The sequence below is a fragment of the Colwellia sp. BRX10-9 genome (genome assembly GCF_014077405.1).
GTDB lineage: Bacteria > Pseudomonadota > Gammaproteobacteria > Enterobacterales > Alteromonadaceae > Colwellia_A.
The window spans coordinates 58,977-73,927 of record NZ_JACGVV010000002.1 but is presented as its reverse complement, the minus strand read 5'-3'; the positions used below and the strand labels follow the sequence as shown (position 1 = coordinate 73,927).

Here is a 14,951-nt window from a genome sequence, read left to right as displayed (position 1 = left end):
ACTAAAAAATTGCAGGAACTAATAGCACAAAAGGGACTAAGGAATAACAAGGATAACCTTGTTGTCTGTAATGACAAGTTTCGCAACAAATTATATCCAGCGTTTGTTGCGAAATAATCGCTGATAAAATCTTAGAAATTATTAGTAACTGCGGCGATAAAGCCAATAATACCACCAAATACACCTCCCCAAACAACCAACCAACCTAAGTGTTTGCGGATCATCGCTTGGATAATTTCCTTGACCAGTTGTGGTGTTAGTTCATTTAACCTTTGATCAATAATTTCACTGACTTTATCACGCATATCCGCCATAACACTCGGTTGCTCTAACTCATCCTTGAGGATATTGTTAAATTCTTCACTTTGTGAAATTTTACCGACGGTGATTTTCATTTTTTCAATAAACGGCTCTCGTAACGGCTGTAATGCTTCGCTGCCACCAACCATCGCTAACATGCCACCAAACGATGACTTTTCAATAACATCAACTAAGTCATCAAAAGCAGGATTCAAGTCTATTTTTTCAATGACGGGTGTTAAGTCTAAAGACACTAAACCACCTGAACCACCCGACAAAAATCGGTCAATATTTTCTTCAGTGAAAAACTGTTCCATCATCAGCTCTTTTATGGCTTTTTTAAAATCTTCAAAGCGCGCAGGAATAACACCAGAGCCATATAAAAAGGGTACTTTTTCAAAAAGCATATGTATAGCAATCCAATTAGTAAATGCCCCCGACAAGGCAAATAAGCCTATGGTAAAGAGTAAAGACTGCTCGAAAAAATAACCCGCTAAAGTAGCAAGCAAGGCGATAATATTAGTCATAAAGCTTTTATTCACTGAGTACCTCAAAATTAGTGTTGGTTTCTATCGCGCTATATTAACAATTGCATGGTTTTGCGCCAACTCTTTTACTGTATAGTAGCGGGTAAACAATAAAGATTAAGGAAACGTCATGAAAATCAGACTTATTTTAGCCATGAGTACATTACTGACTATTTTTAGCGCTGCTGCACAAACATCAAAAGTAGCTGATGAATGGCGAGCTTTAGATGTTGCAAGAACCGTATTACTGACACTACCACACGGAAAAGTTGTCATAGAACTGGCACCACAGTTTTCGCCTAAGCATGTCGAACAGTTTATAAAACTGACCCAATCAGGTCATTATGATGGTAATAAGTTCTATCGAGTGATCGACGGTTTTGTGGCGCAAGGAGGTCCTGAAGACGGCAGTCGTCAAGATAAGTTAGTACCAACATTAATCATGGAAGGTGACTTTACTACCGATGAAAACTGGCAGTTCACTAAAATTCAAAACAATGATTTATTCGCTGAACAAACAGGTTTTAAAGACGGATTTTCATTAGCTCATAACCCGAGTGAAAAAAAAGCTTGGTTAACGCACTGCCCTGGTGTCATTGCAATGGCTAGGGGGAATGACGCCGACTCCGGCACCAGTCATTTTTATATTGTTAATGGTCAAGCCACTCGCTATTTAGATCGAATTATGACTATCTTTGGTCGTGTGGTTTATGGCATGAACCACGTACAAGCCATAACTAGAACATCGGTTATTGAGGGTGATAAGCCTGTTGCTGAAAAAGATTATACCACCATGACAAGTATGAAAATGATGAGTGATGTGCCCAAAGAACAACAAATTTTATTAGCCGTAAAAAATACCGAGCACCCCGCTTTTAGTCAAATGATAGAAAAACAGAAAAAACGAGAAAATGCATTTTTCTACAAAAAACCACCACCCGTTTTAGATATTTGCCAAACGCCAGTGAAAAGCCGGATAATTAATTAAACCTTATCTAAAAGGTGGGGATGGCTTTGACCTTGAAAATGTTTTGCTATAAATTAACATGCAATGTAATAAATAATCTTGGTGAAATATGGACATAGCTAGATTAAAAAAACTATTATCTCATCAACAAGATATCTTATCTAAAATTGCCTTAGGTCGGCCTTTAAATGATGTGCTAAATGATATTTGTTTATCTATAGAAGAGCTTCTCGATGACAAGTCAGCGAGGTGCTCAATATTATCGATAAAGGACGAACAACTTTTTCACTGCGCTGCGCCAAATATTGATGATAAGTATTGTCAGGCTATTAATGGCGTACGCATTGGTCCAAAGGTAGGCTCTTGTGGGACGGCAGCATTTAGAAAGTCTCGAGTCATTGTTGAAGACATCGCAATATCCCCGTTATGGCAAGACTTTAAAGCACTCGCATTGAGCTATGGTCTTAAATCGTGTTGGTCAACCGCCATTATTTCCACACAGTCCAAAACTCTTGGTTCACTTGCCATTTATCATAGCTCTTCTAAATCCCCAACGGATAAAGATTTAGAGTTAATCGACTACTTCGTGCATTTTTCAAGCATCGCCTTAGAAAAAAATGTTGAATCACTTAACGCCAAACGACTGATTGCGGATCTACAAAAAAGTAATCAAAAATTCCAAGCTTTTACTCAGGTTATGCCTGATTTAACCTTAATATTGAGTGAAGATGGCGTATATACTGATATTTATGGCTCAGCTGATGAATTGTTATATGGTTCAGTTAACAAACTCATTAATAAAAATGTAAATGACGCCTTACCTAAAAAAGATGCACAGCCAATCATGTCGGTCATTGAAAAGACCTTAGCCACCAATGAAGTGCAAATTTTTGAATATCAGCTTGACGTTCTAAAAGGTAATATGACTTTCGAGGGGAGAACAGCCCCCCTTGACCATTATCAGCCAAACTTTCCTAATAAAAGGCATATCGTCTGGATAGCTAGAGATATAACGGTGCGTAAAGAGGCAGAAAAGGCGATTGAAAAACTGGCCTTTTTTGACCCATTAACCAACCTTCCTAATAGACGAATGCTCAACGAAAGATTGACAATGTGTATTGAAAGAATAAAACGTTCAAGCAAGACCGGCGCTTTATTATTTTTGGATATAGATAACTTTAAAAGGATTAATGACTCACTAGGACATAGCGCCGGAGATCAAATTTTAGTCGAATTATCGACAAGGCTTAGCGCCACTATAAGGGCATCGGATACTTTAGCTAGAGTGGGTGGCGATGAATTTATTATTTTATTGGAATATGTCGGTGAAAATAATGAGCAGGCCATTATAGAATCTGAAAAGGTCGCTCAAAAATTACACAGCGTATTCGATGAAAAATTTGAGTTAGGTGAATTAGCATTTCAGGTCAGTTGCAGCATAGGTATTAGCCTAGTTAACAATGGTAACTCATTAGTAGATAACATTTTGAAGTTTGCAGATACCGCTATGTATCGCGCAAAAATGAAAAAAGGTAATAGTTATAATTTCTATGATCCCAAATTACAAACCTTACTAGAAAAGCAGGCTGAACTCGAAACTGACCTTGTTAGAGCAATAGCTAATGATGAATTTTGTGCCTATTTTCAGCCGCAAGTAAACACCTCGGGTAAAGTCATTGGAGCAGAGGCACTTATTCGATGGAATCATCCCAGTAAAGGGCTGATCGCACCCAATGAATTTATACCTATTGCCGAACAATATGGGCTTATTCAAAAATTACAAAACATTGTCTTGCTTGATATTTGTATATTAATTGCGCAACTACGTACCGATAATATGATTGACGAGTTGTTCAGTGTTTCAATCAATATAAGTCATTGCCAATTTAACTCATCTACTTTAAAAACTGAGTTACTTAATGCCATGGCTGGCTTCGATATACGACCATCACAGATTAAGTTAGAGATTACTGAGTCGATGTTGGCTGGAGATATTGATAATACCATTCAACAAATGCAAGAAATTAAAGCAAAAGGCTTTACCTTCTCCATAGATGATTTTGGTACTGGCTACTCTTGTTTAACACACTTAAGTGCTTTCCCGGTCAATGAACTTAAAATTGATAAAAGCTTTATCGATAAAATCTTAGATAATGGCACCGGCTTTAGTATCGTTAATACGATAATAACCTTGGCTAAAAGCCTTAACATAACCGTGGTTGCTGAGGGTGTAGAAGCGTTAGAGCAGCACGAGTTACTCAAAACGCTACATATTGATTCAATTCAAGGTTATCTAATTGCTAAGCCTATGACTAAAAGTGACTATCTAGCGTGGCATAAAATTAATATTGACCATCACCAGCCGTTTATTAATACCACCCACTGATTTATATCTGTTGATTCTACTTAAATTAATGCCGCTAAAAATTCATTTTTTAGCGGCATTTTTACAATAGAAGCGATAATCCTGGTATCTAGGTCGCTAATGTAAACTACAAAAATTACCAGCCTTTAATAATAGACTACGTTTTAAAAGCTCGTTACCAGCCCTTTTTAACAATAAAGTGGTGCTATCTTATTTTTATTTAATAACGATTAAACATTACCTTAGCCGTTAAACGCTTGGCCTAAAGCGCTAAGCGCATTGGCTCTTTTTTTAATGTTTACCGTCTCACGTTCAACCGTATTTGTTTGTTGAAGATTATTTTGAGAAGCATCACTGATGTTAATAATATTGCGGCTAATTTCCTGAGAAACCATACTTTGCTCTTCTGATGCTGTCGATATTTGAATAGCTAAATCAGAAATATCAGTGATCAATGAATATACCTTATCAACAACATCATGAGCTTCTGTTGCTTTTTCCACACAACTGTCCGCAGACTCTTTGCCTTTTGTCATAGTTTGCACCCATGATAAAAGTGTATTTTGCATTTCTGATATTGAACTTTGTATTTGCTCTGTTGCCGCATGGGTTCTACTTGATAACGCCCTAACTTCATCGGCCACCACGGAAAATCCTCGACCATGTTCTCCTGCGCGTGCGGCTTCGATTGCCGCATTAAGTGCTAATAAATTAGTTTGATCGGCAATGCCTTGTATTTCATGCATTATGCTGCCAACTTTTTCAACCTCACTGGCGAGCTCTGTTGCCGAAGACGCTGAATTTGCGACTTCTTCAGCCAATATATTGACTGTTTCCATGGTAGTGTGCATGGCTTTTGTGGCAATTTCACAATCTGAATGTGCTTGATTAACTTTTTGTGAAGTAAATGTGGTGTTCTGGGCAACCTCATCGATTGTTGCAACCATTTCTTCAACAGCTGTCGCGACTTGGTGTAATTCAGCCGTTTCTTGTTCAACACCTTCTTTAGCTATTCTCGCCGCTTGCTCAAGCGTACTCGCGCCTTCACTGAGTAAATCACTACTGTCGGTAATACGGCCTAAAATTGTTTTAATTTTACCTTCAGCCATTTTCAAATGAAAATCGGCAATACCTTGAGGTTTGCTTCCACAATAAATTAACCGTGAAAGACTGTCATAGTCTCTGCTGAGTTTTTTAAAATATTTAGGCGTATCGATAATTTCATTTTTATAAATTATAAAGGGTAATAAAGGCAACAAAAACATCATGTATGGATAATAAAGAGCACTGATCAGTGTTGTTAGACTTGCGCCAAAGTAGGCTGAATTTTTAATACTGGCATTTTCGTACCACTTATTTAAAGACTTGCCCGCTTGTAGTGCTTGATAAGATAATATGGCATTACTTTTAGTTTTCTCGTCTAAGCGTGTTCTTACTGATTGAAAACCAACTAGCTGACCTGACTCAAAAACAGGGGTAATAAAAGCATCAACCCAGTAATAGCGACCATCTTTGCAGCGATTCTTCACGACACCTCGCCAAGGTAAGCCCGATTCTAAATTAGTCCATAAATCTTTAAAAGCAGCCTTAGGCATGTCTGGATGCCTTACAATGCTATGATTTTGTCCAACAAGTTCATCAAGGGAGTAGCCGGCAATTCTACAAAAGTCTGGGTTCGCGTAAGTAATGACACCCTTTTTATTGGTTGTTGAAATTAATTCTACACCGTTTTCAAAATTAACTTCTTCATTAATAATCGATTGCTTTTGTCTTGTCATAGATACATCCTTTTGTATGAGTTTGTTGTCTTTATATTTTAGTTATTAAAATGACAAGATCAACAAAATATACTGAGTTTTAAGGGATATAGCATGAAAAAATGAGAAACTGAGTCACCTTGGCGTTTTAACAAAGGCAAATAGAACAATCGATGTTTAAAGCACGATAAACCTTAGTACTCTTGTGTGCTGTTTATTTATACCAAATTTTTATAATATCAAAAACACGCTCACCTTCGGGCGTCTGTACTACGACCTCGTCATCAACACACTTACCTATTAATGCCCTTGCCATTGGTGAATCAAGACTTATTTCACCTTTTTTAACGTCCCATTCATCAGGCCCCACCACTCGATAGGTGAGTTCTTTGTCGTCTTCATTAATTAGCGAGACCCAAGCACCAAAATAGACTTTACCTTCTTGCTTAGCATCATAATAGACAATCGTTAAGTCCTCGGTTCGCTTAACTAAAAATCTTACGCGTCGGTCAATTTCACGCAAACGCCTTTTACCATAAATGTATTCTGCATTTTCACTTCGATCGCCCTGAGCAGCGGCTTCTGAGACAGATTTAGTGATAAGAGGACGCTCTTCCTTCCATAAATATTTCAGTTCTTTATCTAAGCGATCCCAGCCTGCGCGGGTAATATAGTTACTTCGTTTCATATTTGTTTAAACACGGATAAGCAGAATATTTATTGTGACAGGATTAAGCTGATCTGGCCATACTCAGCAATAAAAAGATAGCAGGTTTAAAATAAGCATCATTGCTCTTTGTAATCCGTAGCGACTCGACATTGTCTACATGGATCTAGGACTATGATTTGTCTAGAATAAAATGACGTGTAAGAAGTACTAATGCAGCGAAGGCTTGGATGCCTAAGAGCTGTTATGAACGTTCATCCTGAACATAAAAAGCCTTAACGTTTATCGTTAAGGCTTTATATCAATCACTCAAAGAGCGATGAGTCAGATTAGATTTCGTAATCAATCACTTCATAACCTAATGCTTTTAGTTGGGGTTTCAATGTTTTAGCATCACCAACAACAACCATTAACATTTCCGCTAAGTTTAAGTGTTTCTTTGCTAGCGTATTTATTTCTTCTGCACTGATTGTTTCAACAATCTCTGCTCGCTCTTGCACAAAACTTGGCTTTAAATCGTATTCTAATATTTGCGCTAAGAAACCTAATTTTGCCCATGGTGTTTCATATTTCAACGCATCTCTTTGATTAATTGAATTACGCATAAAGCTTAATTCTTCCGCGGTGATACCTTGTTCGTTGTAGCCTTTTATTTCGTTAACAAACTCAATAATTGATTTATCGGTAACATCAGCACGAACTTCAGCAGAGGCGGTAAATGTACCAGAGAATTTGTCAGCACTAAAACCAGAACGTGCGCCGTAGGTATAACCTTTATCTTCACGAAGGTTTAGGTTTATACGACTATTAAATGCACCACCTAAGGTGAAGTTCATTAAATAAGACTTGTAATACTCGCCGGTAATATCTTGAGTCATAGAGCGTTTACCAATGCGAATCGCCGATTGCGCGGCCCCCTCTTTATTCACTAAATAAATAACACCCGCTTTTGTCTCAGGTTTAGCCAGTGTTAACACTAAGCTTGATCCTTTACCTTGCCAGCTAGAAAAGACGTTAAGTGATTTAATTAGCGCTTTTTCTTTCAAGTCTGATACGACGATTAACTGACTATCACTTGGTTTTACTTGCTGTTCGTAGAAGGCTTTAACATCTGCTAAGGTAATATTATTGAGACTTTGCTCGGTACCTTGGCTTGAAGTTGCTGCAATGTTGTCAGCTTGCAATAATTGACGATAAGCTGTTGAGGCTAAATAACCTGCATCTTTCTTGCTATTAATTGCGCCCTGAATAGCATTACTTTTGTTCCGTGAAAATTCCACTTCAATGAATGCTGGGTGCATTAATTTTTCATTAACCAGTGCCATTGTCGCATCAAGATTTTTAGTTAGTGTACTGACATTAACATTCAAGTATTGATTACCTGCATAGATAGCGATTGAACTACCTAATTTTTGTAATTCATTGCTCATTTCTTCGGCGCTACGTTTGGTGGTCGATTCATTTAATGCACTAGCAAGTAACGAAACAACGCCTGCTTTGTCTTTGTCAGAATAATAATGACCTGCAGGAATCTTTAACAATAATGATGTCGTTGGAGTTTCAATGCTTTGCGTACCCAGCACTTTAATACCATTGGCTAACGTTTTGTTCCACATCTGTGGTACAGCGACTGATTTATTGGCACCTGAGATTGGCATTTTACTGCGATCAAAATTATCTTGCGCTTTGCGTACCACTAAACTCTCTGCTGAGGTTTCAGATGTCTGACCTTTACTACGCGGTGCAGGAATAAAATTATCTTGTGCTGCAATTAGATCAAGTTTGCCTTTAGGCACTATGCTCATGATTACCGCATGTTGGTCTTTAATATACTTTTTAAAGACCCGCATAACATCAGCCTTAGTAACATTGGCATAACGTGCGATATCTTTTTCGATGTAATTTGGATCGCCCTTAAATGTTTGATTAGCCGCAAGTGTACTCACTTTGCCTGAAACACTTTGTAAACCGAAGATGAAGCTTGCTTCCATACTCGCTTTAACTTTCGCTAGATCGTCGTCTTGTACGCCACGCTCTTCAAATTCAACTAAGCTATCGCGAATCACTTTTTCTATATCTGCTAATGTTTTTCCTGAAGCCGGGTGTGGTAACGCTAACAAAGTAAAGGTACAAGCCAGTTCTGCGCAGGGATGCCCCACTGAAGCTTGAACCGCTAATTGATTTTTCACTAAGTTTTTATAAAGCAAAGATGTTTTACCGCCACCTAAAATACTTGATAAAACGTCAAGTGGGGCTTCATCTGCATGGCGAACAGAAACGGTCGGATAAGACATATACACTAAAGGTAAATGAACATTATCTTCCATGGAAATATAACGATCTTCGTTTATGGTGAATGTAGGTTTTTCAGGCATAGCGATTTCAGGTCCGCGTGGGATAGACCCGAAATACTGTTCCACTAAGGCTAACGTTTCTTTTGCGTCAATATCGCCACCTATGGTTAAGGTTGCGTTATTTGGACCATACCATTTTAAGAAAAATGCTTTTAGGTCGTTAACATTTACACGATCTAGATCCTCTAAGTAACCAATGGTTTGCCATGAGTAAGGATGCCCTGCCGGATATAACGCTTCAGCAACTCTCTCTCCTAATAAACCGTAAGGACGATTATCATAACTTTGTCCTCTTTCATTTTTTACCGTTTCACGTTGTACTTCAAATTTTTCTTGCGTTACCGCATCAACCAAAAAGCCCATACGGTCTGACTCTAACCACAACATTTTTTCTAGTTGGTTAGCTGGAACCGTTTGAAAATAATTAGTTCGATCACCGTTAGTTGTCCCATTTAAGGTACCACCAGCTTCAGTTATTAATTTAAAATGCTGTTCGTCGGCTACGTTTTCAGAACCTTGAAACATCATATGTTCGAAAAAATGAGCAAAACCTGACTTACCTAACTCTTCGCGAGCAGAGCCAACGTGATAGGTCATGTCAACATGAACTAAGGGATCAGAAGCATCTTTATGAAGAATAACCGTCAAACCATTACTTAAGGTATATTTTTGATAAGGAATAACAGTTTTACCCGCTTCTGCCGTTACTTGCTCAACAAAACTCACACCTGCTGGTAATGTTACTTCAGCCATGGTGGTGGTTGGCGCGGTTTGTTCACATGCTGCTAAACAAGTTAATAGCAATGGGATGCTCCATTTTTTCAATTTATGCTCCTTGGTGGCTTAATTATTTATATAAATATATTTTCTCGCGCTGAACTTCTGCGCCAGTATCTAGCTCTAATATATGATTTGCTCACTTGCTTTGCCAATGATATTTCTGTTTTGCAATACTTTGTTACTTATTTGTTAACTTTTAAATTTAGAACAAAAAAAAGACAACGGCTGTTGTCTCAATGCTTGTCAGGAAGAATATTAACTACTCTTCTGGTTTCTTATCTTGTTTTTTATCTTGTTCTTGCTGTTCTTTTGTTTCAGTTTTCACTGGTTCATGACCTTCGCCGCCACAGCCTCCGCAACATCCCATTGTATTTTCCTGTTGAATAATGTTGGTAAGATTATAGCTAAGCCTCAACTCTCCAAAATTGATCAAAATCATCAAACGTTTAATAACTTCATTTTTTTACTAACACGTAAACTTTTATAAATATCTTATTTAATGAATATTGCTCTGCTAAATACTTGCATTAAACAACAAGTGATATCATAATGATATCACTTGTTAAAATCTTACTGAGAATAATATGATTACGGAAAAAGAAATCAAAGCGCCTAATGGCATTATGTTTATTTTTGTTTTATTGGCATTACAGATTGGTACTTTCACCTTGTTAATTAATAACATAATAAATAACAATGTCACACTTGCCATTATTAGTTTACTGGTCACCCTTGCTACTTTTATTTGCTGGTTTGGTTTTTTTATGGTCAACCCCAAAGAAGCTCGGGTTATGCAATTGTTCGGTAAGTACGCGGGTACCGTTCATGATTCAGGCCTCCGCTGGGCTAACCCTTTTTACACAAAAATGCGCGTCTCTTTGCGGGTTAGAAATTTCGAAAGTAGTAAACTAAAAGTTAATGACAAAAATGGTAATCCCATTGAGATTGCTGCGGTTATTGTCTGGGAAGTAACAGATACCGCTGAGGCCGTTTTCCAGGTTGATGATTATGAGGATTTTGTCTCAATTCAAAGTGAATCCGCATTACGTAATTTAGCCACAAGTTATGCGTACGATCATCACGAAGATGACGATATTTCTTTACGCAGCGATCCGACTCAAATCTCAGCAGCATTAAAAATTGAAGTGCAAGACCGGTTAGAAAAAGCTGGCGTCACTGTGATTGAATCTCGTATTAGTCATTTAGCTTACGCACCAGAAATTGCCAACGCTATGCTAAGACGCCAGCAAGCCATGGCAATTATTGCCGCACGTAGAACCATAGTCGAAGGTGCTGTCGGTATGGTAGAAATGGCATTAACAAAATTAGAAGAGCGTCAAATTGTAGAACTTGATGCAGAAAGAAAAGCTGCTATGGTGAGTAACTTATTAGTTGTTCTATGTAGCGACGAAGCGGCACAACCTGTAGTCAATACCGGCAGCTTATACTAATCGTCAATTGAGTGAGAAATATTGTGGCAAAAAAAGCATATCCTCTTCGCATTAATGAAGAAATTCTTTCTGCCATGCAACGCTGGTCTGATGACGAATTACGCAGTTTAAACGCACAAATAGAGTACGTGCTGCGTGATGCCTTAAGAAAGTCTGGCCGAACTAAGCCTAAACCGATAGAGGCTATTATTGATCCTAAAAGTTAATCTTGTTTTTAAATACCCGTAAACGGATGATCGACAGTGATACGTTATTAAGTGGTGTCGATCATTCATATACTGAAATATAATTACATAAGATATAGTTGTCAAATTTTAGACAAAAAAATACCGATGACAATGCCATCGGCTTATAAGCTATGAGGAGAGCTTGAATATACAAATTATTACAACAAGCGTTCACAAAAGAACAATTACATTATAGAGTAATCATTCTACTTTTGTAAAGTGCTTTATGTAATTAAATTACATTTTAGTTTTAAAAACACCAAAAAAATAATATTGCATAGTTAATGCGCCTGCTCCCAGTTATCACCAATACCTGCCTCAGCAATGAGGGGGACTTTTAACTTCACCGCACCATTCATAATTTCAACAAGCTTCGCCGTTGTTTCATCAACGATGTCTTGATGAATTTCAAATATCAACTCATCGTGTACTTGCATTGTCATTTGAATACGTGGGTCTTGCTGGATTTGTATCCATTCATCTACAGCTAACATCGCTTTTTTAATAATATCAGCGGCAGTGCCTTGCATAGGTGCATTAATAGCGGCACGTTCAGCGCCTTTTCTACGCATCGCATTTTTAGCTTTAATATCAGGTAAATATAAACGACGACCAAAGCATGTTTCCACAAAACCTTGCTCTGCAGCTTGCTGACGCGTGTCCTCCATGTAAGCCATAACATTAGGGTAACGTTCAAAATACTTATCCATATACTCTTGCGCGCGATGGCGAGGCACATCAAGTTGTTTTGCTAAACCAAACGCTGACATTCCGTAAATCAAACCAAAGTTTACTGCTTTAGCGCTACGGCGTTGATCAACCGTTACCTCGGCCAAATCGACACCAAATATTTCAGCCGCTGTTGCTTTATGCACATCTCGCCCTTCTGAAAAGGCAGAGACTAATCCTGGATCATCAGATAAATGCGCCATAATACGCAGTTCTATTTGAGAATAATCTATCGCGACAATTTTGTGATCTTTGGGCGCAATAAAAGCTAAACGAATTTTTCGACCCTCTTCACTACGAATTGGGATATTTTGAAGATTTGGATCGGTCGAAGATAAACGCCCTGTTGCCGCAACGGCTTGTTGATAAGAGGTATGTACTCGACCTAACTTGCACACTAACAAAGGAAGCTTGTCAGTGTAAGTCGATTTTAACTTACTCAATCCTCGGTTTTCTAAAATAACTTTCGGTAAAGGGTAATCTAACGCCAGCTCTTGTAACACTTCTTCTGCGGTTGAAGGTGCACCTTTGGGCGTTTTCTTAATAACCGGAATTTTTAACTCTTCAAACAATATTTTTTGTAGTTGCTTGGGTGATGATAAGTTAAACGTTTGTCCGGCAATATCGTGTGCTTGAATTTCTAATTCTTGTAAGCGCATACCAAGTGCATGGCTTTGTTCATTCAACAAATCAGAATCGATTAGCACACCGTGTTGCTCCATACGCGCTAAAATAGGTAACAAAGGCATTTCAATGTCGGTAAATACTGATAATTGATCTTTATTTTTTTCTAACTTAGCATAAATGGCTTGGTGCAAGCGCAAGGTAATATCGGCATCTTCGGCGGCATAATATCCCGCTTTTTCAATTTCAATTTGGTTGAAAGTTAATTTTTTAGCGCCCTTACCAGCAACTTCTTCAAAACTGATCGTCTTGTAGCCTAAATATTTAGTCGCTAATGCGTCCATATTGTGGCGAGTCGCAACACTGTTTAAACAATAAGACTCGATCATGGTATCAAAAGTAATACCTTGCATTTCAATATCGTAACGTGAAAGCACGTTAACATCATACTTTAAGTTCTGACCGACTTTTGCTTGATTTTTATCTTCGAGAAGTGGTTTTAATTTCGCCAAGACCCAGTCACGGTCGAGCTGTTTGGGCGCATCAGGATAATCATGCATAAGCGGCACATAAGCGGCAGTTCCAGCTTCGATAGAAAACGATAAGCCCACTAACTCTGCTTTCATATAATCGACACTGGTTGTTTCGGTATCAAAGGCAAAGAGATCCGCATTTTTTAATTTAGTCAGCCATGAAGTAAACTCAGCTTCGCTAAAAATAATTTGATAGTCAGTTTCAATATCATCTGCTGCAGGTGTTTCTTCTACAATCGAGTCAACACTTGAGGTTTGCTGTCCGGGTGAACCCGCAATAGCAGATTCACCATTTTGTAAGTCTGCTAATAACCGGCGCAATTCAAATCGAGTGTATAGCTCAGTTAATTTTTCAACATCGGCAACGCCTGGCTGTAATTGATCAGCGGTTTGCTCAAGCGGTACATCAAGTTTAATGGTTGCTAATTCATAAGAGAGGGGTAAAAACTCAAGTGCTTCACGTAAATACTCACCAATCTTACCTTTTACGTTTCCGGCATTAGCAATCACATTTTCTAAATTTTCGTGCTCAAGCAACCATTTTACTGCGGTTTTGGGACCACACTTATTAACCCCTGGAATATTATCGACTTTATCACCCATTAACGCGAGGTAATCAATAATTTGATCTGGGCGGACACCAAACTTTTCAATAACACCATCAACATCCATTTTTACATCGGTCATGGTATTAATTAGCGTGACATGCTTATCAACGAGTTGCGCCATGTCTTTATCGCCAGTTGATATAACGGTATCGATACCCGCTTTACTCGCTTGTTCTGCCAAAGTACCAATAACGTCATCGGCTTCGACGCCATCAATCACCAATAGCGGTAAACCCATAGCGGCAACAATTTCATGGATTGGTGCAATTTGAGTACGAAGATCGTCGGGCATTGGTGGACGATTCGCTTTATATTCAGGATACATGTCATTACGAAAGGTCTTTCCTTTCGCATCAAATATCACAATAACATTGCCATTTGGATAATTTTTTTTCAGACTTTTTAGCATGTTTAACACGCCAGTAATCGCACCGGTAGGTTGACCATCTTTTGTCGATAATGCTTGTAAATATGGAACATGATAAGCACGGAATAAGTACGAAGAACCATCTACTAAAATGAGTGGCGATAAAGCAGAATTTGTCATGATGATATGTGACTAGAAGTGAAATTTGGCTAAGGATGCCATACTCAGTACATTCTCTCCACTTAATCTATAAAATTAGTCGCAAAAGATCGTTGAAATTGTGGATAAGTATGTTGAAAACAACGTAGAAAACCATAACAACCAAATGGCTATTACAGTAATTTTATAGGTAACATCTTATTTTTATTGAGAAAAGGTAGTTTGAAATTCCTTTTTCACATATTTATTATTATTTTTATTTATGTGGATAAAAATTTATCCTGTACGTTTTCAGCATCTTATTAATTGTGTGTTTTTTGTGCTGCTTAAATAAACGAGGTAAGAGAGTACCAGAATTTTCTCTCAATACCAGACAATTATTAAATTATTTTTAGTGGTATATTTCTGCTTTAAATAACTAAAAAACATAAGCGAATAACAGTAAGACTTAGCGCGATTTTAAAGATAAAAAAAGCTGAATTAATTTATCTTTAATTTGAATAAAAGCTCAAATTACCAAAAAATAAATCATCAAA

The 14,951-nt window shown here is 37.8% G+C and carries 9 protein-coding genes; 4 read left to right on the top strand and 5 right to left on the bottom strand.

What is annotated here, in order from left to right:
- Window positions 1-131: 131 nt before the first annotated feature.
- The gene (locus H4J69_RS01615; protein ID WP_182215342.1) at window positions 132-842 is read right to left on the bottom strand and encodes a DUF445 family protein; all 711 of its coding nucleotides are present in this window, start codon (window positions 840-842) and stop codon (window positions 132-134) included.
- A 115-nt stretch (window positions 843-957) separates the two neighbouring features.
- Between H4J69_RS01615 and H4J69_RS01610 the strand changes: the two genes are divergently transcribed.
- Together H4J69_RS01610 and H4J69_RS01605 are read left to right on the top strand one after the other, a co-directional pair.
- Window positions 958-1,815: a peptidylprolyl isomerase gene (locus H4J69_RS01610; protein WP_182215340.1), complete on the top strand. Its 858-nt coding sequence runs from the start codon at window positions 958-960 to the stop codon at window positions 1,813-1,815.
- 88 nt (window positions 1,816-1,903) lie between these two features.
- Window positions 1,904-4,180 (top strand): EAL domain-containing protein, encoded by a 2,277-nt coding sequence (locus H4J69_RS01605; RefSeq protein ID WP_182244557.1) that lies wholly within the window; start codon window positions 1,904-1,906, stop codon window positions 4,178-4,180.
- A gap of 221 nt (window positions 4,181-4,401) precedes the next feature.
- Here the strand turns inward: H4J69_RS01605 and H4J69_RS01600 are convergent, their stop codons facing one another.
- From H4J69_RS01600 to H4J69_RS01590, 3 genes are all read right to left on the bottom strand, one after another.
- Window positions 4,402-5,937: a PAS domain-containing methyl-accepting chemotaxis protein gene (locus tag H4J69_RS01600; RefSeq protein WP_182244556.1), complete on the bottom strand. Its 1,536-nt coding sequence runs from the start codon at window positions 5,935-5,937 to the stop codon at window positions 4,402-4,404.
- A 193-nt stretch (window positions 5,938-6,130) separates the two neighbouring features.
- On the bottom strand, window positions 6,131-6,604 hold the full coding sequence (gene greB, locus H4J69_RS01595) for a transcription elongation factor GreB (RefSeq protein WP_182244555.1): 474 nt from the start codon (window positions 6,602-6,604) through the stop codon (window positions 6,131-6,133).
- A 308-nt stretch (window positions 6,605-6,912) separates the two neighbouring features.
- Window positions 6,913-9,762: a pitrilysin family protein gene (locus H4J69_RS01590; RefSeq protein WP_259367693.1), complete on the bottom strand. Its 2,850-nt coding sequence runs from the start codon at window positions 9,760-9,762 to the stop codon at window positions 6,913-6,915.
- Window positions 9,763-10,301: 539 nt separating this feature from the next.
- Here H4J69_RS01590 and H4J69_RS01585 point away from each other — a divergent pair.
- Together H4J69_RS01585 and H4J69_RS01580 are read left to right on the top strand one after the other, a co-directional pair.
- A complete protein-coding gene (locus H4J69_RS01585) occupies window positions 10,302-11,168 on the top strand; it encodes an SPFH domain-containing protein (protein ID WP_182244554.1) in 867 nt (288 codons plus the stop codon).
- A gap of 23 nt (window positions 11,169-11,191) precedes the next feature.
- A complete protein-coding gene (locus tag H4J69_RS01580) occupies window positions 11,192-11,374 on the top strand; it encodes a hypothetical protein (RefSeq protein WP_220465239.1) in 183 nt (60 codons plus the stop codon).
- Between the two features lie 302 nt (window positions 11,375-11,676).
- Here H4J69_RS01580 and polA read toward each other — a convergent pair whose 3' ends face one another.
- On the bottom strand, window positions 11,677-14,436 hold the full coding sequence (gene polA, locus H4J69_RS01575; RefSeq protein WP_182244553.1) for a DNA polymerase I: 2,760 nt from the start codon (window positions 14,434-14,436) through the stop codon (window positions 11,677-11,679).
- Window positions 14,437-14,951: the final 515 nt, after the last annotated feature.

Excerpts from the sequence above, each read along its gene's own strand:
- H4J69_RS01610 (WP_182215340.1), top strand. The coding sequence starts at position 958 with ATGAAAATCAGACTTATTTTAGCCATGAGTACATTACTGACTATTTTT.
- H4J69_RS01605 (WP_182244557.1), top strand. The coding sequence starts at position 1,904 with ATGGACATAGCTAGATTAAAAAAACTATTATCTCATCAACAAGATATC.
- H4J69_RS01600 (WP_182244556.1), bottom strand. The coding sequence starts at position 5,937 with ATGACAAGACAAAAGCAATCGATTATTAATGAAGAAGTTAATTTTGAA.
- greB (WP_182244555.1), bottom strand. The coding sequence starts at position 6,604 with ATGAAACGAAGTAACTATATTACCCGCGCAGGCTGGGATCGCTTAGAT.
- H4J69_RS01585 (WP_182244554.1), top strand. The coding sequence starts at position 10,302 with ATGATTACGGAAAAAGAAATCAAAGCGCCTAATGGCATTATGTTTATT.
- polA (WP_182244553.1), bottom strand. The coding sequence starts at position 14,436 with ATGACAAATTCTGCTTTATCGCCACTCATTTTAGTAGATGGTTCTTCG.